The organism is Lysinibacillus sp. G4S2 (assembly GCF_030348505.1).
GTDB lineage: Bacteria > Bacillota > Bacilli > Bacillales_A > Planococcaceae > Lysinibacillus.
Genome location: NZ_JAUCFJ010000002.1, coordinates 3905354 through 3924769, shown reverse-complemented (window position 1 = coordinate 3924769; position 19416 = coordinate 3905354). Strand labels below are relative to the sequence as shown.

19 protein-coding genes are annotated in these 19416 nt (G+C 36.0%); 12 read left to right on the top strand and 7 right to left on the bottom strand.

The window, feature by feature from the left end; translation table 11 throughout:
- Window positions 1-224 precede the first annotated feature (224 nt).
- Together QUF91_RS19980 and QUF91_RS19975 are read right to left on the bottom strand one after the other, a co-directional pair.
- Window positions 225-1601, bottom strand: coding sequence for an MATE family efflux transporter (locus QUF91_RS19980; RefSeq protein ID WP_289419133.1), 1377 nt, complete (start codon window positions 1599-1601; stop codon window positions 225-227).
- A gap of 19 nt (window positions 1602-1620) precedes the next feature.
- Complete coding sequence (locus QUF91_RS19975; RefSeq protein ID WP_285397212.1) at window positions 1621-2100, bottom strand: DUF6530 family protein; 480 nt, start codon at window positions 2098-2100, stop codon at window positions 1621-1623.
- 270 nt (window positions 2101-2370) lie between these two features.
- Between QUF91_RS19975 and QUF91_RS19970 the strand changes: the two genes are divergently transcribed.
- The gene (locus QUF91_RS19970; RefSeq protein WP_285397211.1) at window positions 2371-2871 is read left to right on the top strand and encodes a GrpB family protein; all 501 of its coding nucleotides are present in this window, start codon (window positions 2371-2373) and stop codon (window positions 2869-2871) included.
- An 827-nt stretch (window positions 2872-3698) separates the two neighbouring features.
- Window positions 3699-4244, top strand: coding sequence for a TlpA family protein disulfide reductase (locus tag QUF91_RS19965; protein ID WP_285397209.1), 546 nt, complete (start codon window positions 3699-3701; stop codon window positions 4242-4244).
- Between the two features lie 445 nt (window positions 4245-4689).
- On the opposite strand, the gene QUF91_RS19960 is transcribed toward QUF91_RS19965, so the two are convergent.
- Window positions 4690-5694, bottom strand: a complete 1005-nt coding sequence (locus tag QUF91_RS19960) for a nucleoid-associated protein (protein WP_285397207.1) — start codon at window positions 5692-5694, stop codon at window positions 4690-4692.
- 196 nt (window positions 5695-5890) lie between these two features.
- Between QUF91_RS19960 and QUF91_RS19955 the strand changes: the two genes are divergently transcribed.
- From QUF91_RS19955 to QUF91_RS19935, 5 genes are all read left to right on the top strand, one after another.
- On the top strand, window positions 5891-6946 hold the full coding sequence (locus tag QUF91_RS19955) for a winged helix-turn-helix domain-containing protein (protein WP_285397206.1): 1056 nt from the start codon (window positions 5891-5893) through the stop codon (window positions 6944-6946).
- Window positions 6930-8135 carry an MFS transporter gene (locus QUF91_RS19950; RefSeq protein WP_285397205.1) on the top strand — a complete coding sequence of 402 codons (1206 nt, stop codon included), beginning with the start codon at window positions 6930-6932 and terminating at the stop codon, window positions 8133-8135. The genes QUF91_RS19955 and QUF91_RS19950 overlap by 17 nt, the downstream gene beginning before the upstream one ends.
- A gap of 237 nt (window positions 8136-8372) precedes the next feature.
- The gene (locus QUF91_RS19945) at window positions 8373-8834 is read left to right on the top strand and encodes an SAM-dependent methyltransferase (protein WP_289419132.1); all 462 of its coding nucleotides are present in this window, start codon (window positions 8373-8375) and stop codon (window positions 8832-8834) included.
- A gap of 509 nt (window positions 8835-9343) precedes the next feature.
- Window positions 9344-9520 carry a hypothetical protein gene (locus QUF91_RS19940; protein WP_289419131.1) on the top strand — a complete coding sequence of 59 codons (177 nt, stop codon included), beginning with the start codon at window positions 9344-9346 and terminating at the stop codon, window positions 9518-9520.
- Window positions 9521-9584: 64 nt separating this feature from the next.
- Window positions 9585-10733, top strand: coding sequence for a DUF418 domain-containing protein (locus tag QUF91_RS19935; protein WP_289419130.1), 1149 nt, complete (start codon window positions 9585-9587; stop codon window positions 10731-10733).
- Window positions 10734-10811: 78 nt separating this feature from the next.
- Here QUF91_RS19935 and QUF91_RS19930 read toward each other — a convergent pair whose 3' ends face one another.
- Window positions 10812-11507: a helix-turn-helix transcriptional regulator gene (locus tag QUF91_RS19930; protein ID WP_289419129.1), complete on the bottom strand. Its 696-nt coding sequence runs from the start codon at window positions 11505-11507 to the stop codon at window positions 10812-10814.
- A gap of 307 nt (window positions 11508-11814) precedes the next feature.
- Between QUF91_RS19930 and QUF91_RS19925 the strand changes: the two genes are divergently transcribed.
- The 5 genes from QUF91_RS19925 to QUF91_RS19905 all read left to right on the top strand — a co-directional run bounded on the left by QUF91_RS19925 (window position 11815) and on the right by QUF91_RS19905 (window position 16413).
- A complete protein-coding gene (locus QUF91_RS19925) occupies window positions 11815-13440 on the top strand; it encodes a flavin-containing monooxygenase (RefSeq protein WP_289419128.1) in 1626 nt (541 codons plus the stop codon).
- Between the two features lie 28 nt (window positions 13441-13468).
- Window positions 13469-14194: an SDR family NAD(P)-dependent oxidoreductase gene (locus QUF91_RS19920; protein ID WP_289419127.1), complete on the top strand. Its 726-nt coding sequence runs from the start codon at window positions 13469-13471 to the stop codon at window positions 14192-14194.
- An 18-nt stretch (window positions 14195-14212) separates the two neighbouring features.
- Window positions 14213-15166 carry an alpha/beta hydrolase gene (locus QUF91_RS19915; RefSeq protein WP_289419126.1) on the top strand — a complete coding sequence of 318 codons (954 nt, stop codon included), beginning with the start codon at window positions 14213-14215 and terminating at the stop codon, window positions 15164-15166.
- Window positions 15167-15562: 396 nt separating this feature from the next.
- A complete protein-coding gene (locus QUF91_RS19910; RefSeq protein ID WP_285398504.1) occupies window positions 15563-15724 on the top strand; it encodes a hypothetical protein in 162 nt (53 codons plus the stop codon).
- 263 nt (window positions 15725-15987) lie between these two features.
- Entirely contained in the window at window positions 15988-16413 is a 426-nt protein-coding gene (locus QUF91_RS19905) for a universal stress protein (RefSeq protein WP_289419125.1), read from the top strand.
- 109 nt (window positions 16414-16522) lie between these two features.
- Here the strand turns inward: QUF91_RS19905 and QUF91_RS19900 are convergent, their stop codons facing one another.
- From QUF91_RS19900 to qoxC, 3 genes are all read right to left on the bottom strand, one after another.
- The gene (locus tag QUF91_RS19900) at window positions 16523-17380 is read right to left on the bottom strand and encodes a DUF6612 family protein (protein WP_285398501.1); all 858 of its coding nucleotides are present in this window, start codon (window positions 17378-17380) and stop codon (window positions 16523-16525) included.
- 1152 nt (window positions 17381-18532) lie between these two features.
- The gene (gene qoxD / locus QUF91_RS19895; protein ID WP_285398499.1) at window positions 18533-18817 is read right to left on the bottom strand and encodes a cytochrome aa3 quinol oxidase subunit IV; all 285 of its coding nucleotides are present in this window, start codon (window positions 18815-18817) and stop codon (window positions 18533-18535) included.
- Window positions 18817-19416 carry a cytochrome aa3 quinol oxidase subunit III gene (gene qoxC / locus QUF91_RS19890; RefSeq protein ID WP_285398498.1) on the bottom strand — a complete coding sequence of 200 codons (600 nt, stop codon included), beginning with the start codon at window positions 19414-19416 and terminating at the stop codon, window positions 18817-18819. Before qoxC ends, qoxD begins: the two co-directional genes overlap by 1 nt.

Below are 19416 nucleotides of genomic sequence, written 5' to 3'. Positions count from 1 at the left end.
ATATGGCTCATCACCAAAAGTTGTGGAGGGCAGTGTGTGGGGAAAAGAATACAGAATATGATTTTATATCTTTAGATAATGATAAAAAAACCACTTCATGAGGATCTTAAATGTGAAGTACAGCATGTATTTGAATACTGTAAGTTAGAAGCGTTAACATCGATATAAAAAATTCCTGTAGACAAAGTTGCATTCGACTTTGTCTACAGTATCTATAATGATGATTAATCGTTTAGCATTGCTTTTAAAGTTCGTTTTTGCCAGCCTAGCTTGAAGTATGCGTATTGTAATACAAAATGCACACAGAAGGCAGTAGGATACGCTAACCACACGCCTTTTAGCTCGAATGTAGTGTAGTGCGATAAAATAAACGCCAATGGCACCTCGACTACCCAAATTGCGATGACTAGGAAAATTGTAGGCCATAAGACAACACCTGTAGCGCGCATTGTAGCTGAAACGGTTTGTGTATGGCCAAAAATTAAATAGCTCCAAAACGCGATATATAAATAATCCTTGGCGATAAGTACCGTATCATTTTTATCAATAAAGAAAGATAAAATAGGCTCTGCAAATAAATACATAATTAAAATAATAGCGCCGCCTAAAATATAGTTAACACGTACACTTAATTGACGAATTTTTTTAATCATATCTGTAGAGTTAGCCCCTAAAGCCTGAGCAACAAATACAGATGTCGCGATAGAAATACTCATCGCTGGAACCTGTGCGTAGCTAGCCACCTGATTGACAACACCGTAAGCGGCAGTAGCATCAGAGCCATAGATGTTAACGAAGCCAATTACAGCAATTTCCGCTACAGAGATCGCGACCATACTAATGCTCGCTGGAATAGCTAGCTTTAATAATGAAGCTAAAATATCCTTCTTTAATTTGAAATGCTGCAAAATCGATTTGTCCAAGCGCAAAATATGCTTTGTTTTATGCAGGTAGGCAAATAATAATAGCATCGTCACCAAATTGGATAAAACAGAGGCATAGGCAGCGCCATTTAAGCCAAACTCAGGCAGACCAAACCAGCCAAAAACTAATGGTGGTAGGAATAGGATATTTAAAATAACACTTGCGACTAAAAATAAGAATGGTGTTTTAGAGTCACCGACACCACGCATAAAGGTTGTGTACACCATATACCAAAACATAATCGGTAGTGTGAAAAATAAAATTTGCGCATAGCGAATACTCATATCTAAAATATTTGCGGGTGTGTGCATGAAGCGTAAAATCCATTCAATAAAAAAGCCACCAAAAAGCGCAACGACAATAGAAATAATCGTCGTGAAGGCTAGGGTTACCCCTACAACTTCCTTCATCTTCTCATGATTACCAGCCCCATAGGTTTGCCCAACTAAAATCGAACTACCTGAGCCAATCCCAATAGCAAATGCCATTAAAAAGAAGAAGAACGGAAAAAATGCTGAAATTGCTGCTAGCGCATCGACACCTAAGTTGTGGCCAACTATAAACATGGCAAAGACCTGCCCTAGTGATTGCAGCACATTCGCTAGCATAACAGGGATCAAAAAGCTAAAAAAAGCTTTTTGTAGCTTTTTATCATCATGTAAAATTTGTTCGTTCATTATGATGTCCTCATGAGTTTTAATAACCCATTTCCTTTAAAATACGAGATAGCGTGCGTAGGCGTTCGCCCATTAGTTCACCATTATCACTTAATGCTTGATTAAAGAGCTGAATATCCTCTTTAATTTGTTCATTTTCTGTGCATACTTCCACTGTCATTGCATCGCCCTGTAAACCAACACGTTTAATAATAGGGTTTTCTTCATCATATAAATTTTCGTATTGATAAGCTTCCTTAAAATAAAGCTGAGACTCACATACTAAAATAGCGAGATCAAGCACGCGATGAAGCGGTAGTTCCTCCGATTGACGTGACCATTTACCACCTGTGTGTCGCCACACCTTAGCGGAAATATCAACCTTGCCTCTGTCATTCCATTGAGCTAAGCCAAGTGAAAGCCCCTGTGCATCTGTATGATAAGCAGTTCGCCCATCAATATTGGCGTAGTTTTCAGCTACAATAACAGGTTTATGCTTTAAATGTGTAGGTATTCTCATTAATTTCAACTCCTGTTAATTTAAATTTAGTAATTTAGTAAATTACTACTTTACTAAATTTAGCATTAGAAAAATTCTAAGTCAACATTTATGTGGAAAATTTTTCATTGTACGAGGCGATGAGGAATCGAAGGTCTCCATTGAGGGATAGAGAAGATTTTATCCGTTCAGTCTTCCTATCTTTTGATAGACAGCAGTGGAATACAGGTAGTGTTGGTTTTGTGAAAATATGGTAAAATTGAAGAATGAATAATTATGGGGGGAATTTATTTGGAAAAAGTAAATTTTTTTGATAGTGAATTATTTAATGAAAAGGCTGAGAAAACCTTTGTATTGCACAAGAACAAAATAAAAGAGCTTATGCCAGAAGTTGATATCCAACATGTTGGTAGTACAGCAATTCCTAATAGTATTACTAAGGGAGACTTAGACATACAGGTTCGTGTTGATCCTCAACAATTTTCTAAAGCTGTTGAATTACTCTCGAATTTATACGAAGTGAATGAGGGAAGTATAAAAACTGATACGTTTAGGGCGTTTAAAGATGACAACACCAACCCTCCATTAGGAATACAATTAACTGTAATTGATTCTGAATATGATTTTTTTTGGAAATTTAGAGAAGTTTTAATGGCAAATAAAAGTTATCGTGATGAATATGATAACTTAAAAAAAGAATACGAAGGCAAAGCAATGGATGTATATAGGGAAGCGAAAGATAAATTTTTCGAAGTATTGATGGAAACTCCGGAGTTTAAAAAATACGAATAAAACATAAAAAGAACAAGCCATGATATTGTCCCTTTCACTAGGCATTTCGTTAACTCTTAGATAATATGATGGACATTCTTATATGTATGTCTTTTCTCGAAGTCATGATAGTGATTTTAAGGAAGGGGTATATCTTATGCAATTTGATATCTCAGCAACAGTTACTATTAATTGAAGTTATTTGGCTCTTCATCAAAACGTGTGGTTGATTTCCGTTCCGACTGGGCGCTTTGAGCTGACGCTTTGCTTTCGCTACAGAAAACATTTGTTGTTGCTGTCGCTACGCTTTCGCACAGAGCAAAGCTTCCAGGGGGCGTCCGATGAGCCGCTTCACTCGCGATGCTCGCTCCAGGGTCTCATCTGTGACGCTAATCCCCTAGGAGTCGCCCAGTCTCCACTCCAATCAACCAATATACAGTGCATATATTTTTAAAAATGTCATCCACAACTAATGGTGATGAGCCAGTTATTTACTATAAAGTGCAAATAAAGAAAAGGGGTAATTTTGGGTAACGCCCAAACCTGTTCGGGTAAGCCGAAAAAGTGATCGGGTAACGCCCAAACCTGCTCGGGTAAGCCGAAAAAGTGATCGGGTAACGCCCAAACCTGCTCGGGTAAGCCGAAAAAAGTGATCGGGTAACGCCCAAACCTGCTCGGGTAACGCCCAAACCTGCTCGGGTAAGCCGAAAAGGTGATCGGGTAACGCCCAAACCTGCTCGGGTAAGCCGAAAAAGTGATCAGGTAACGCCTCAAACCGCTCGGATATGGAGAAAAAAGTGATTAGGTAACGCCCAAAACCGCTTGGGTATGAAGAAAGGTGATCGTTTATGAAGTCTAAAAAGCGTTTAGGTTTATATTTCTCAGCTTTGCTGATAGTTTTACTTGTTGGAATTGTTTTGAAAAATGTATTTATAAAAGTAGCAACAATTAATTCGATGGTAGAAACTGAAGATGGATCAAAACAGCTTGTTTTTGATACGAAGTTAACACGATTAGATGAAACATCAACAACATTCGAAGAGTACAAGGGGAAAATTTTAATTGTAAACTTTTGGGCCTCTTGGTGTGAACCTTGTCAAGATGAGGCTCCTGATTTAAGAGATTTTTACAACAATAAACCTGAAAATGTTGAGCTGTTAGCAATCAATGCTACTTCACATGATAGTCGTGAAAATGCAATAAAGTTCCAAGAGTCATACAATTTGAGTTTCCCTATATTTCTTGATTTAAATAATACACTTCAAAAATCATTTGAAGTATTGGCTTTGCCAACAACATTTATATTTGATTCTGAAGGTAAATTAAAGTACACAATAAAAGGACAGATTAATCAACAAGAATTAAATGAATATATTGCGAAACTTTCTTCCTAAACAGTGAAAGTTAATGATTCGTTAGAGAGTATATTGCAAAAAATCGGAAAAACCTAATTAGATATCTAACATTTAATCTTAAGTCAAAATTGATATAATGGAATGTAGAAGGAAAAGAAACCATCATATCATTTAATGAATGAGATAGTGTTGAATTTTGAAAAAATATGGTAATATCAAAAGAAAAAAATTATGTAAATGTAGAGAAAACCTTTGTAGAAAAACGCTATGAGGAATGGGTTATTGAGCAGTTAAGTATCCCTTACGATACTACGAATGCTATTAAACAAAGCGAAAGACAAAATAGGTCTGATTGGGCCAGAGCTTTAAAATGTGGAAGAGTTTAAGGTGGTCACTTTTGGTTGCTATCCATTTTTTTGTGTGTATTTTAACAATACAAAAAAGAGGCTTTCCTTGAAAACTAGGAAAGCCTCTTGATATATTACTATAGTTCTTCTTGGAAATAGATTTTATAAAACTTGCGATTTGTTGCTTCATCATAGCCTACTTCAATTAGTTCCTCTACTTGTTCAATATCCTGTACGTTTACCTGAATTTCAATATTGGAATCGAGTTTAATTTTACGTTTATATTTTTTTTCGGCCTTTTCAAGTGCACTTTCGGAAATAACTGTTTCATAAGGTTTTACCGAATTTATAATAATATCTTTTTGTGTTGGCTCTGCATTTTCAAATACCGTTTCTATATAGTTACTTACTTGAAATTCGTCTTCACTTCTAAAATAATCAAGCGTTTTGTTCAAGAGCCCCAGTTTCTCTGTATTCGTAAAGCTCTCTTCTTTTAAAATATATTTTTTACATTCTGTTAACGCTAAATTCGTTTTATAATAATGTTCATCCGCTGCTTTAATCTTTAAAAATCGTTCTTGCCAATAAACAATATCTTCTTTTCTTTTCGTTTTCATAAAGACAGCAGGTGCTTCATCTGTCCCCATATCTATGATGATGGCCATATTATTGATTTTCTTTACATTAATTCCGTCAATGCCATTGACCACCATTTTGTTTTGGTCGCTTTTTACATCTAAAAACATTTCTTTTTCATCAATTTTAACAATGGCGATTATTTTTTTAACTTCTGTAGACAGAAAACAGTTGTCAAATAATCCAATAAACAATTCGCCGCCTTTAATGTTAGGATGTTGAGATACACTATGTAAGTGTGTTGCGATGTTTTTTGATTGTTCAAGGAAATTATGCTCCTCATCAAAAATAGTCCTCACATATGTGTATACCTCATTTAATCCAATATCTGTTTCATGAAAAAATTCATATTGCTGCTCTAAATCAATTTTGCTAAACGCTAGCTGTGTAAAAGCTGCCTCAAGCATGACCTCTGGCTGCGAAAATGACTCCTCACCTAACACGAGTGTATCGTCAATAAAATGTATAATATACTGCGCTAATTTGCTTTCACTTACTTCTAGCATATTTTTCACCTTCTAAAATTTCATTGTAGATACTATACCATATCACATCCGTTACAACATTTCATAATTTTTTTAGTCCAAAAGATTAGTAATCTAACGTAATTAATTTTTGAAGCTTGTTATTTATTCTAAAAATATTGAATTTTGAGTTCGAATATTTTAGAATGGCGATAACGTAAATTAAGGAGGTATTTTCATGAATTACCTTTATTCACCACAGCCTACTGAAAAAATTTCTTTACAAGTTGAAGCATCACCTGTATGGGAAGTCATTCTTGGAATAGCTGGATACACACATATCCAACTTCGACATACGTTTGAATTCGATGAAGAATGGACAAATGCCCGAGAATCAATGCCAATATCATTGGTAGACTCGTTAAAATTAATTGAGGAAACTAATTTTTGGTATGGTTTGATTATGCTACAGAACGAGATTGCATCTTTAACCATTCAAAATTTTTCAAACCAGCTTTACGATATTGCAATTGAAAGCTTCTATGAAATACTATTACCTTATAAAAATCGTGAAACAGAACTTATGAGAAGGGAAACTGCCGCTAGTTACAATAATCCGGATCTATTTGAAGAGTATGCAGTTCATTTCGACGATCATGACTATTTAGGGGAATACATACGAAATCTCTGTCACTACTCGCATCAAGAGGTATGTGAATTATTTTCGAATGTATTAAATGAATGGCATAGCTGGATAAGCAAACACGAAAAATGGGACAAGTGGTTGCAAGCACTTGATTTTGAAGAAAAACAATATCAGTCATTAAATATTACAAATCCAATGGCAGAGATTGAACATATTACAGGTGGCGTAAAATATCAACTTGAGCCTTCAATTTGGACTGTCAAACTTATACCACATGTATCATATCGACCGTGGATTTTAGAAAAACGAACAAGTGATACAAAACTTTTCTTTTACCCTTTAAAAGAGGATCTTTTACAAGAGCCTGGGGTCCCTCCAAAGGATTTAGTTCGTAGCTATAAAGCATTGGGAGACGAACTGCGCTTGAAATTACTTTATCAGCTATTAAGAGGGCCTTCTTCATTGCAAGAGCTGAGTGCACAGTTCAATATAAATAAAACGACACTTCATCATCAGTTATCACTGTTAAAGGCTGCGAGATTAATTAAAGTCGATAAAGGAATTTATTCTGCAAACCCAATGGAAATAGATAAAACATTTTCACGTCTCACGCAATATCTAAGGTTTAAAGATGAAGAAGTATTCTAAGTCATTTAAAGCACTTTGGATAGGTGAAGTTGTTTCAGAACTTGGTAGTGCAGCTGGTGGGATTACTAATGGATTGTTACTTTATGAAATAACGGGATCGAAAGAATGGATGGGGATACTTTGGCTAGTTTATTTTATCCCTTCATTGATCCTACAAAGTGTCGCGGCACCGTTTTTGAATCATGTTGAGAAGGGAAAAATGATTCGAAATATACAGTTGATTCGTTCAAGTGCCTATCTTCTTCCTTTAATAGGCTTTGTCATTGATAAAAACGTGGGGACAATTATAGGGTTAATTGCCTTACAATTTATTTTAGGATTAATGCAGCCAATTTACGCTAGCCTCTCGTTCTCGCTTTTACCTGAGGTTTGTGAGAAAAACGATTTAACTGAAGCTAATGGTCTATTAGATGGAACTATTCGACTTATGAGTTTTCTTGCTCCTGGATTAACTTCTTTACTGTTATTAGTTAGCCCTATGCAATTTATTTATGTGTTTTCCTGCATTATGTTTGGTATTAGTTATATTTCACTCTGCCAAATGTCTTCATCAAGTAAACAAACAGTACCAGTTTGGACCAAGAAGCTTTGGTGGGGGGAAATGAAAGAGGGATATCGTACGTTTTTTAAATATAAATTTCTTTTACGACTAACATTCCTCTCCTCAACAGTTCAGTTTGCTGTAGGAGCAACAACCGTGTTGAGTATTCCATTTATTCGAAGCGACCTTAATGGAGAATCATGGGAGTATGGGATATTTGCTGGGGCATTTCCGATTGGATATGTAATGGGGATGCTATTACTTAAAAAGATACCTAAGACATATGCCACTATGCATTTAGGTTTAATTGGTGGGGGTCTTTCATTTGTTCTTCTCTTTTTTGTTAAATCAATTCCAGCTGCGTGGATGTGTGAGTTATTAGGAGGGATTTTATTTCCTTTATTTAACGCTCAGAGTGCAGCAATTTTTCAATCGCACGCTCCCAAGGAACGATTAGCTCAATTAAGTGCTGTTCGATTACTTTTTCTACGAGTGACAATGCCGGTAGGAATAGTATTTGCTTCGACTTCTTTTTTTGATTTAAGTACAAGACAAGCGTATGGAATTGTTGGTTTAGTAATTGTTCTCCCAGGATTATTTTATCTGTTTTTCTTAAAGACAATCAATAACATACCCGAAAGTGAATAATTGGCGGGCGATTGTTATATGAAATTTTTGTTCAGTTTGTAGTGTCTCATAAACAATATATACACTGGTTCATATTTTGATAGGTGTTAATTATTTTCCTTCTACAATAATAGCGTACTGTTTTTGTTTTAAGTAGTAGGCTAATTGGCGTAAATTGACATTGCAAATAGCAAGGGTATACTGGAATTTAACGGAAGGTATATTGAGAGAAAATCCACAATAGAAGAGGGTCTTTATATGCTATATAACATTAAACCGATAGCTGCAGTAAGCAATAGTCGAAAAATGATCAAAGACGACAACTGGGGTGGCGTTATTTCAACGATTGAATTGACAAAAGATATACATGAATCGTCTTTAAAAGGGATTGATGATTTTTCTCATTTAGAAATTATATTTTATTTTAACAAGGTTTCAGATGAGAAAATCCAATATGAAGCGAGACATCCACGAAATAATAAGGAATACCCAGAAGTCGGTATTTTTGCACAGAGAGGTAAAAATAGACCTAATAAAATAGGTGTTACGGTTGTAGAATTACTAGAATTAAAGGGTAGAACATTAATTGTTAAAGGCTTAGATGCTATTGATGGAACACCAATTATTGATATAAAGCCCGTAATGAAAGAATTTTTACCAAAAGGTGAAATAAAACAGCCATATTGGGCAACAGAGTTAATGAAGAATTATTGGGATTAGTATATACAACAAATAGCTTAATCTAGCCATTGTAGATAAGAGGAATGAACTATGGATATATGTATAACAATCTAAATCTAGAATTAAAGGATTTTGAAGGATTACAGCAATATTCTATGGCGCATTTCAAAAAGGTAAATAAATATGTTAAGCGAACAAGCTTCTACTTTATTATTATGTAGAAGTTTTTTTTATTGGATAGAGATTGGGTGCCTCTTTAGGGATTAGTTCAGATGAGAACAGGAGCTAGTGAAGCTGGAGCGGAAATAACACGCGTTACGGTAGAAATCTTAAATAACACTTATTTTACAAATTTTAGGCTCATCATCAAAAGTTGTGGATGACATTTTTTAAAATATATGCGCTGTATTTTAGTTGACCTTCGTTCCGACTGGGCGACTCCTTGGGGATTAGCGATAGAGGAACGAAGACTAAGAGCATCACATCCTGTGATAACGCCTTCGTGACCAACATCGTGTTGGCCCGAGACCCTGGAGCGAGCAACGCGAGTGAAGCGGCTCATCGGACGCCCCCAGGAAGCTTTGCTCTGTGCGAAAGCGAAGCGGCAGCAACAACAAATGTTTTCTGTAGCGAAAGCAAAGCGTCAGCTACAAAGCGCCCAGTCGGAACGGAAATCAACCACACGTTTTGGTGAAGAGCCAAATTTTAAGACCACCTTAAGATAACTATTAAATGGCGATAAGGTTATTTCGTTATCCTTTGATTAAATGAATGGAAAGGGGAAACATGGTGGGAGTGAAACGGGTTTCGTTTATTGATAGTCTACGTGGATTTAGTTTGCTAGGGATTTTGCTCGCTAATTTAGTAGTTTTTCAATATGGTATGCATGGAGCCTTAAAAAATTTATCGTCGCAAAGTGCAGGGGATTTTGTAAGGGTGTTTATCGGCGGATCTTTTATGCCTATTTTTACGCTTTTATTTGGATTTTCGTTTATAAAGTTAATTGAATCTGTTCGTGAAAAAGGGCTGAAAAGTCGGTGGGCTATACTTCGACGAAGCATGGGGCTTATTTTATTAGGCTGGCTGCACACTACTTTTATATGGGAAGGTGACATACTCCTATTTTACGGTATTATGATTTTGTTTTTGTTACCATTCATTAATCGAAAAGCAAAAACGATCATCATATGGGCTAGTATCTGCTTTGTATGCTCAGTTGCATTTATGATGAATATTAACTTGGATTTTACAGCAAATCAGCAGGAGATAGATGCGTATATTGAAAAAGCAAATAACGTTTATGCACATGGTAGTTATTTAGATGTCGTGAATCATCGTTTAAGTAGGCTGATGCCTGAACAGGAAGGATCAATTCTATTACTAGTAGCACCTTTATTCTATGTACCGTTGTTTTTACTTGGCATGGCTCTTGCGAAAATACGAGCATTTGAAAATATGGAGCGGGAGCAAAAGTGGTATAGGTTAGGTATGATACTTGTACCGATTGGATTATTATGTAAATATTTGAGCTTAAAAGAAGGAGATTTATCGACTATGCTTCAGATGAGTGGGGCACAAGTTCTAGCACTAGGTTATGTATGTGTGGCTGCTTTACTCTATAAGAAATGGAGTACGTCATCTTTTATTTATGCTCTTGAATGTGTCGGCAAGCTTTCTCTAACTAATTATTTAATGCAATCTATTATTTGTACAACTGTATTTTTGGGATACGGTTTTGGGCTGTACGGAAAATTAGGAATCCTGAATGGAATGTTATTTGGGTTAGTAATATATTGTGCACAATGCATAGGCAGTGTATTGTATTTAAAAAGATATAAACGTGGTCCATTTGAACATGCTCTAAGGATGTGGACGAATTGGTCCCTTGATGGTCGATTAAAGCGAAAAGAACAGAATACAAATTATATAATAGAGTGATTGAAAAGAAACTTTCTATAATAGATTTCAAGTTAATAACTTTACAACGAAGGGGATGGGAGAATCCCCTTCTTTTATTTATAAAATAATGCCTTGCTGATAAAGTAAGCTAATAGCATGGGATCGATTTTTAGCCTTTAGCTTCTTAATGGCGGATTTTACATATTGATTGATCGTTAATTCGCTTAGATCCATAATATTTGCAATTTCCTTCGTACTATCTCCGTTAGCAACCAGCATCATAACCTCTAACTCCCGTTTACTAAGGGAAATATCTTTACTTTTCCTATTGGATTGAATTAATAGATGTCCAACCATATGACCAAAGCTAGTTAAATCATCTAGAAACGTATCGTTTATTTCGATATCGTCTTTAAAGTGAGTGCTACAAATATAGCCAAAAACATATGGTCCGATAAATATAGGCACGATTAAAAGCTTGTTGTGTTTAGAGTCGACAACATATTTAATACTAATGTTTTTTAAATAATCCATGCCTGTACAATATTTTGCCTTTTTATCGATAATGGCAGAATAAATTATTGGAAAACTACGTATCTCCTCTCTAATTTCTCCGATATGAGCTCCTTCAGATTCATTTAAATAAATAATGCCTTCAGCAACAAATCCTATTGGAGAATATCTCAATAAATAAGCATCTTTAATAGGGAATGAGTTCAAATATACCTGCAAAATATGTATCAATAACTCTTCATGATTTGAAAAATTATCAATAGTGTCAAAATGTTTTTGAATGGTATAAAGACTTGGCATGATGTATCCCCTTTTTTAAGTATATACTACGCATAAAATGAGGAATTTTCAATATTTTCTGTAAACTGTAGTATTAATGCTAAGATATTCATTCTTTTCTTTGAATATTAGATTTGTGGAACTGTGGAAGTAAGTTTCTATGACTGTTTATAAATTTACGATTCATCACCAAAAGTTGTAGATGACATTTGTTAAAAGGCATACCATTTATCGGATGTCCCTAGGAAAGCGTGCGTCTAATTGGAACGGAAATCAACTACACGTTATGGTGATGAGCCGAATTTACGAGGTGGGGGAGGAAGAGTGAGTGAAAAATCATTCAATCAAAGAGGTAGATGCTGTCGTACTTGGAGCAGGGTTTGCAGGACTTTATATGTTATACCAACTAAGGAGTAAGGGATTTTCTACAGTCGTTTATGAAGCGGGGGACGGAGTAGGGGGCGTATGGTATTGGAATCGCTACCCTGGTGCTAGATGTGACGTTGAAAGCATTTATTATAATTACACGTTTTCAAAAGAATTATATGAGGAATGGAATTGGACATCTAGGTTCCCGGAGCAAGAGGAAATATTAAACTATTTAAACTATGTAGCAGATCGTTTTGAGTTGCGTAAGGATATTCAATTTAATATACGTGTAAATGCTGCCCATTTTGATGAGGAGCGTAGTAAGTGGCTAATATATTTAAATAATGGCAGTCAAGTGTATGCAAAGTATTTTATTACAGGAATAGGCTGCTTATCAGCTGCAAATATTCCAAACATGAAAGGATTAAATCAATTTAAAGGTAAGTGGTATCATACGGGGCATTGGCCACATAAAAAAGTTGATTTTACTGGAAAACGAGTAGGGATTATTGGGACAGGCTCGAGTGGAATTCAAGCAATTCCAGTATTAGCAAAAGAGGCAAAGCATTTAACAGTATTTCAGCGTACACCACAGTATACAATTCCTGCACGAAACCATTTTTATGATGAGGAATTTATTCGAAGTACAAAGGAAAACTTTGAAACATTAAAGCAAGCTATGAGGAATTCTGTAGCTGGTTCACCTCACCAACAAAATGATCGATCTGCTATGGAGGATAGTGAAAGCAAACAGCAGCAGGTTTTTGAGGATGCTTGGGCAGAAGGCGGATTTGCTTTTGCGATGTCTTATAATGATTTATTAACAAATGAACAATCGAATGAAAAGGCTGCAGATTTTATCCGCTCGAAAATCCGTGAAATTGTCAAAGATCCAAAAGTAGCAGAGAGGCTAAGTCCGAAGTATATGTATGGAACGAAAAGACAAGTATTAGATACCGATTATTTTGAAACATACAACAGAGACAATGTTTTATTAGTTGATGTAAAGGAATCACCAATAGATGAAATAACAGAAACTGGTGTTAAAACAGCGGATGATCAATATGAATTAGATATTCTTATTTTCGCTACTGGTTATGATGGTATGACAGGTCCATTGTTTAAAATCGATATTAAAGGAAGAGGTGGCATTGCATTAAAAGATAAATGGGAGAACGGGGCGTCGGTTAGAACGTATTTAGGCTTAACGACGGCAGGATTCCCAAACTTGTTTATGATTACAGGTCCCGAAAGTCCATCGGTGCTTGTCAATATGCCAATTGCTATTGAACAGCACGTTGAATGGATCGCTAATTGTATTGAATATTTACGTGAGCACGACATAGATTTAATGGATACCAATGTGCAGGCAGAGGAAGAATGGAGCAAGCATTGTCGTGAAGTTGCAAATACAACATTATATGTTAAAGGCGACTCTTGGTACACGGGCGCCAATATTGCTGGAAAGCATCGAAGTTTTTTAATTTATCTTGGAGGATTTGATTATTATACAAAACGTTGCATTGAGATTGCCCAAAACAATTTTGAAGGTTTTACGTTGCAAAAATTAAAAACAATGTCTTAACCAATGTACGAGGAAGGGAGAACTAGGGATGAAACAGCAGGTTGCAATTATTACGGGAGCTGGGAGCGGTATAGGAAGAGAAACTGCTAAACTTTTAGCGAAAAAGGATATGACGATTGTTTTAGTAGACTTTGATGACAACAATGGTCAAGAAACTTTAGAAGCTGTAAAAGAACATAATCAACATGCTATTTTTGTACATGCAGATGTGTCCAAAAGTCAGGATGTCAAGAAGTATGTAGCAGCAGCAAAGGAGAACTTTGGGAAGATTGATATTTTTATTAATAATGCTGGTATATTAAGCCCTCCATCTTTATTAGGAGATATAGAAGAAGAGACGTTTGATAAAGTTATAGCCGTTAATCTTAAAGGAGCATTTCTAGGCTTAAAATATGTATTAAAAGAAATGGAGCAACAAAAATCAGGAGTTATTGTGAACACTGCATCTGCAGCAGGCATTCAAGGTCAGCCATATTTAGGTGGCTATGCAGCGAGTAAACATGGTGTCATTGGACTAACAAAAACAGCAGCCATCGAATATGGTCCTAGTGGAATAAGAGTAAATGCTATATGCCCTGGTGGTGTTGTAACGAATATGACGAAGGGATTAGAGTCGAGTCCAGAGGAAAACGGACCTATGCGAAGACTCGCAACACCAAAAGAGATTGCAAATGTGATCAGTTTCTTAATTTCAACGAATGCTTCTTATGTAAATGGTGCAGTTATGACGATTGATGGTGGATTAACTTCTTAAGATGAAAGGATGAAAAGGATGGAAAATCGTATTAACCCAGAACTAAGAGAAACGTTATCACTATTCCCGCCTTTAGATTTAGACAATGTAGAGGCTACTAGAGAGGGGATGGCTGCTACTGCTCAACCTGCTGCGATAGCTGACAATATTTCTGTTGAAAACAAAGTTATTCAAGGACCAGATGATAATGATTCACTGCGTATAAGAATCTATAAGCAGAAGGAAAAAACAGGGGATTTACCAGCACTTTTATGGATTCATGGAGGAGGATATGTAATAGGTGCTCCAGAGGGCGATGATTTACTATGTCAACGTTTCGTGAATGAAGCAAATTGTATCGTAGTGTCAGTGGACTACCGACTCGCACCTGAGCATCCATATCCTGCACCAATTGAGGATTGCTACGCAGCTCTAAAATGGATAGCTGATCATGCAATTGATCTAGGCATTGATAGTGCCCGTATTGGCATAGCTGGAGCAAGTGCGGGAGGTGGGTTAACAGCAGCCTTAGCATTGCTAGCTCGTGATAGAAATTATCCTAAGCTTAGCTTTCAAATGCCACTTTATCCAATGATTGATGATCGCAATAATACGCCTTCTTCTTTGGAGATTACAGGACATATGATATGGAATCATGATTTAAATCAAAAGGGTTGGGAAATGTATTTAAATGGGGAGAATGGTAGTGATAATGTGTCACAATATGCTGCAGCTGCAAGAGCAGAAGACTTATCTGGTTTACCATTTACTTATACATGTGTTGGTCAATTAGATCCTTTCCGTGATGAAACATTACAATATGTAACAAGGCTATGTCAGGCTGGTGTTGATGTTGAATTTCATTTGTATCCGGGCTGTTATCATGCCTTTGAAAGCATCGTTCCAACAGCAGCAATTAGCCAAAGAGCAGCAACAGAATATGTTGAGGCCGCTAAATATGTTTTAAATCGTAATGTTTCTGTTCATTTATAGTCTAAAAATATAAAATCCGCTAGACAGGAATAGTCTGGCGGATTTTTAAGTTGTTTTAGTTGTTTTCTAAACATCCGCTGAAAAGAGGAACTTCACCTCCTTTGAAAACGCCTGAGTGACCAATATCGTGTTGGCCTAAAATCTCTGGTGGATGTCGTCTATCTTTTCCATTGGGTTTAGATACCTAGGGAGAGGGGATTGAATCTAAAGTTAAATTACTCTAAATAGGGAATATGTCTAAGAAGTTTAGACAACTACGAATGTTAAGCCAATAATTTATATCTTTTAGCCTTCATGCAATTGGTACGTTATAATCAAAAACAATAAATATAATTGTCAGAAAAAAATACCAACATTATAATAGTGATAATAGAATCTACTTTATGAGGTGAGTTAATGGAAAAAGCAGCTAGTTATGACTTTCTTAATTCATACCAAAAATTGCAGCAGGAACGACTCATCAATCGAAAAGAAGAGTATTTAGAGGTGCTGGAAAAAACAAAGGCTAAAGGTGAAATATTAGAGTTTGAAAGCATAATGGAAAAGGCGTCTAAGTGACGTCTTTTTCTTTTGGAGTTAAAAGAAAAAGGTGAAGAAAAGTTAAAGAAAAATATCATTCCGAAATTGCTAACAATGCTTCTGTTCGTAGGATGCTCTGAAGGTAGCGAAAAACGGCAAGGGATGGTTCTTCAGCTCTTTACATCGAGCAATGATAAGACTTGGGCTCTTTGGGAATAAATTATGACAATAACTGTATCGAATTCCATTTGTGATATAATGATAAAAAACATTCAATTATGTTGAGGACAAGGAGAACTACTATGCCAAAAAATAATTATAAAAAAATTGCTGTGGCAATTGATTTTTCAGAACAGTCATTAAATGCATTCGAACAAGCTACTGAATTAGCATTACAGTATGATGCAACTTTAATGTTAGTTAATGTCGTTGATACAAAGTCCTTTGGGTCAATTTCCGCTTATGATTTAAAATACGCTGAGGAATTAAAAAAAGAGAATATAAGTAAAATAGAAAATCTAAAAAAGACAGGGTTAGAAGCAGGGGTGAAAGAAATTGAAACTGTAGTAGAAACTGGTTCTCCGAAAGGGATTTTAACTCAACTACCTGATGTTAGCTTAATTGTATGTGGCGCAACAGGGTTAAATCCGTTTGAGAAGATGGTACTAGGTTCAGTTGCAGAGAGAATCGTTCGACATGCTAAATGCGATGTTCTAATTGTTCGTTAAAAAGGTGTTTTAAATTGAATTGGTATTCCAAATAAAAAGAAATCTGCGTGCAATTCCTATAGGAAGCACGCAGATTTCTTTTTTATAAACTTTGAAGATACTATGTTAATTATTGTGGTGTTGTTGCTGCCTTATCGATAATGTCTTGTGGGATGTCAATTGTTTTTAAGTTATTGAATTCAGTATAAGTCACAACTGATTTTGTTGACGTTGATATTTCCTGATCTTCAACTTTCATTTTTATATCAAAATTCATATCCATTTTTTCTGTATCGAAAGTTTCTTTATCGATTTGCAGAACGTAATTTAATTTATCGATTGTCATGTTATCAAGTGGATTTTCTTCAAGACCAAGGTCTTTCATTGACTTTTTCATTTCAGAATCGATAAGTTCTTTAAATTTATCACCTTTTGCTTCTAACGTTAAGATATATGCATCATCAGTTTGCTCAAATTTGAAATCACCGATAAACTTTTTAAGCTGCTCTAATTGTTCTTTAGCGTTTGCAGATGATGCCGTTTGCTCTAAAACTGCATCAAATTGTTCGCTTGGTAATTTAAACCAGCCGTCAGTTGTTGGATCCTTCATGAAAAAGCCTTGATCCTTCTTCATGTACATATCGATCGGCATATCCATAGTTTTGCCTTCAGTAGTCATATCAGGCATTGTCATTGATCCTGTTATGTGCGCAGCAAGTGGATCAGAGATTACATCCATCTCCATTTTTGAATCCATGGCAATCTCCATAGCTTGATCACCTGATCCAGCTTTTGTTTTTTGAGACATCTCCATTTTTGCACTCACGCTTTTAACGTCTGCTTGACGCTCTACCGCTTTGTCATAAACTTGCTCTAAAGTGAGATCACTTTTTTTAGTTGAGTCTTTCGTTGGGGTAGCGCTACTGTTACAAGCAGCTAGTGTTAGTGCTAGTGCTCCAACACTTAAAACTTTAAAAACTTTGTTCATTAATTTCATCTCCTATTCTTAGTAAAAAACAATATCTACTAGTATACATTACTATAAAAGGAAAAGTTTCATTATTTATAAAATAATGCTAATTCAATGTCGAAATAATAGTAAATTCCTAATTTATCCTTATGTTTATAAGTCTTCGTGCTTAGTTAAATAACAAGAAAAAGTAGTACATGAATAATGATTGATGTAAAAAAATTCTTTATTAGCTATAGTAAAATATTGCAAAGGTGGTATAAAAGTGGCTCTTCACCAAAACGTGTGGTTGATTTCCGTTCCGACTGGGCGCTTTGTAGCTGCCGCTTTGCTTTCGCTACAGAAAACATTTGTTGTTGCTGTCGCTACGCTTTCGCACAGATAAAACAATTGCTGACGCTTCGCTTTCGCGCAGATAAAACAGCCGCTTTGCTTTCGCTCAGAGCAGAGCTTCCTGGGGGCGTCCGATGAGCCGCTTCACTCGCGTTGCTCGCTCCAGGGTCTCGGACCAACACGATGTTGGTCACGAAGGCGTTATCACAGGATGTGATGCTCTTAGTCTTCGTTCCTCTATCGCTGATCCCCAAGGAGTCGCCCAGTCGTAACGAAGATCAACTAAAATACAGCGCATATATTTTAAAAAATGTCATCCACAACTTTTGGTGATGAGCCATAAAAGTCAGTAAGCTAACGCTAGTAATCAGTTTTTTTGCTAGAAGATTCAAATGATGTTGATGTTGTAGTAAAGGAGTATTTCAACTAGTATCTTATCCCTTGCTGCTGACAGTGATTTTATGCACTTAGCCTAAAATAAGTTTTGTAAATACTCTCTAAAAGCCGAGATTTTCAAGTTAAAAGGCTCATCATCACTATAATGTGTGGTTGATTTCCGTTCCGACTGGAGCTTCAGGGGGTGTCAGTTGAGCTAGTTGATAGATTACCTTACAACTTTTGGAAATTGATGTTTGACTTGAAATAGGTGAGCACAGGATCTAGTGTTGATTCAGTGTTCGAGGCATTAGAGTTATTCGTTGCTATTAGAGCATAAAATAATTAGGACTAACTGTACCTAATGTGAGTTATGCGAAAGGGCGTTCATAAACTGACGAAAAAAATTTTTTCCAAAAAGAAAAAGCCGAGAAAATGAAATCATTTTCTCGACTTTTTTTATCAGTTATAGCCCCAGATCATTGCGAATAATGTACCTAGGATTGTAACAACACCTACGAATACTGCATATAAAATCGTTATATATAACGCTTTCTTATCTTCAGATTCACCGATGTGCATGAATAATACTAATTGTACAGTTGCTTGTGCAATAGCAGTCACTAGTAAAATACCAAGTGCCATGTTAGCAGACATATCAAACTTAACAACAGCTAAAGCTACAACTGTTAGTAATAGTGAGAAGGCAAAGCCCATCACATGTTGTTTTGGGAATAATTCCTTCATCAGCTAATCAGTCCTTTCAAGTAGACGAAGCTGAAGATGAAAATCCAAACAACGTCTAGGAAGTGCCAGTACAGTGAGAAGATAAACGCTTTGTTAGCCGTTTGTGGGTTTAAACCACGTTTTGCTACTTGGATTAAAATTGCAACGCCCCAGAAGAAACCGAATGTTACGTGGGCACCGTGCGTACCAAGTAAAGTCATTAATGCTGATAAGAATGCGCTAGTTTGAATTGTAGCACCTTCCTGAACATAAGTGACAAACTCATCAATCTCAATACCTAAGAAGCCAAGACCTAATATAAGCGTGATGATGAAAAATGTCATCATCGCTTTTTTATTGCCAAGGCGCATTGCATGAACACCAAGGCCAATTGTGAAACTACTTGTTAATAATAAGAATGTTTCCCATAATACTGGTGTTAATTCAAAAATTTCAGCGCCATTCGGGCCACTACCTGTACGTGTATGAAGTGTGAAATACACTGTAAATAGTGTGGCGAATAACATGATTTCGGCACCAAGGAAAATCCAGAAACCAAAGATTTTCAGGCGATTTTCCTCTGTACTATATTCTAATGGAAGTGAAGAATCGATTTTCAT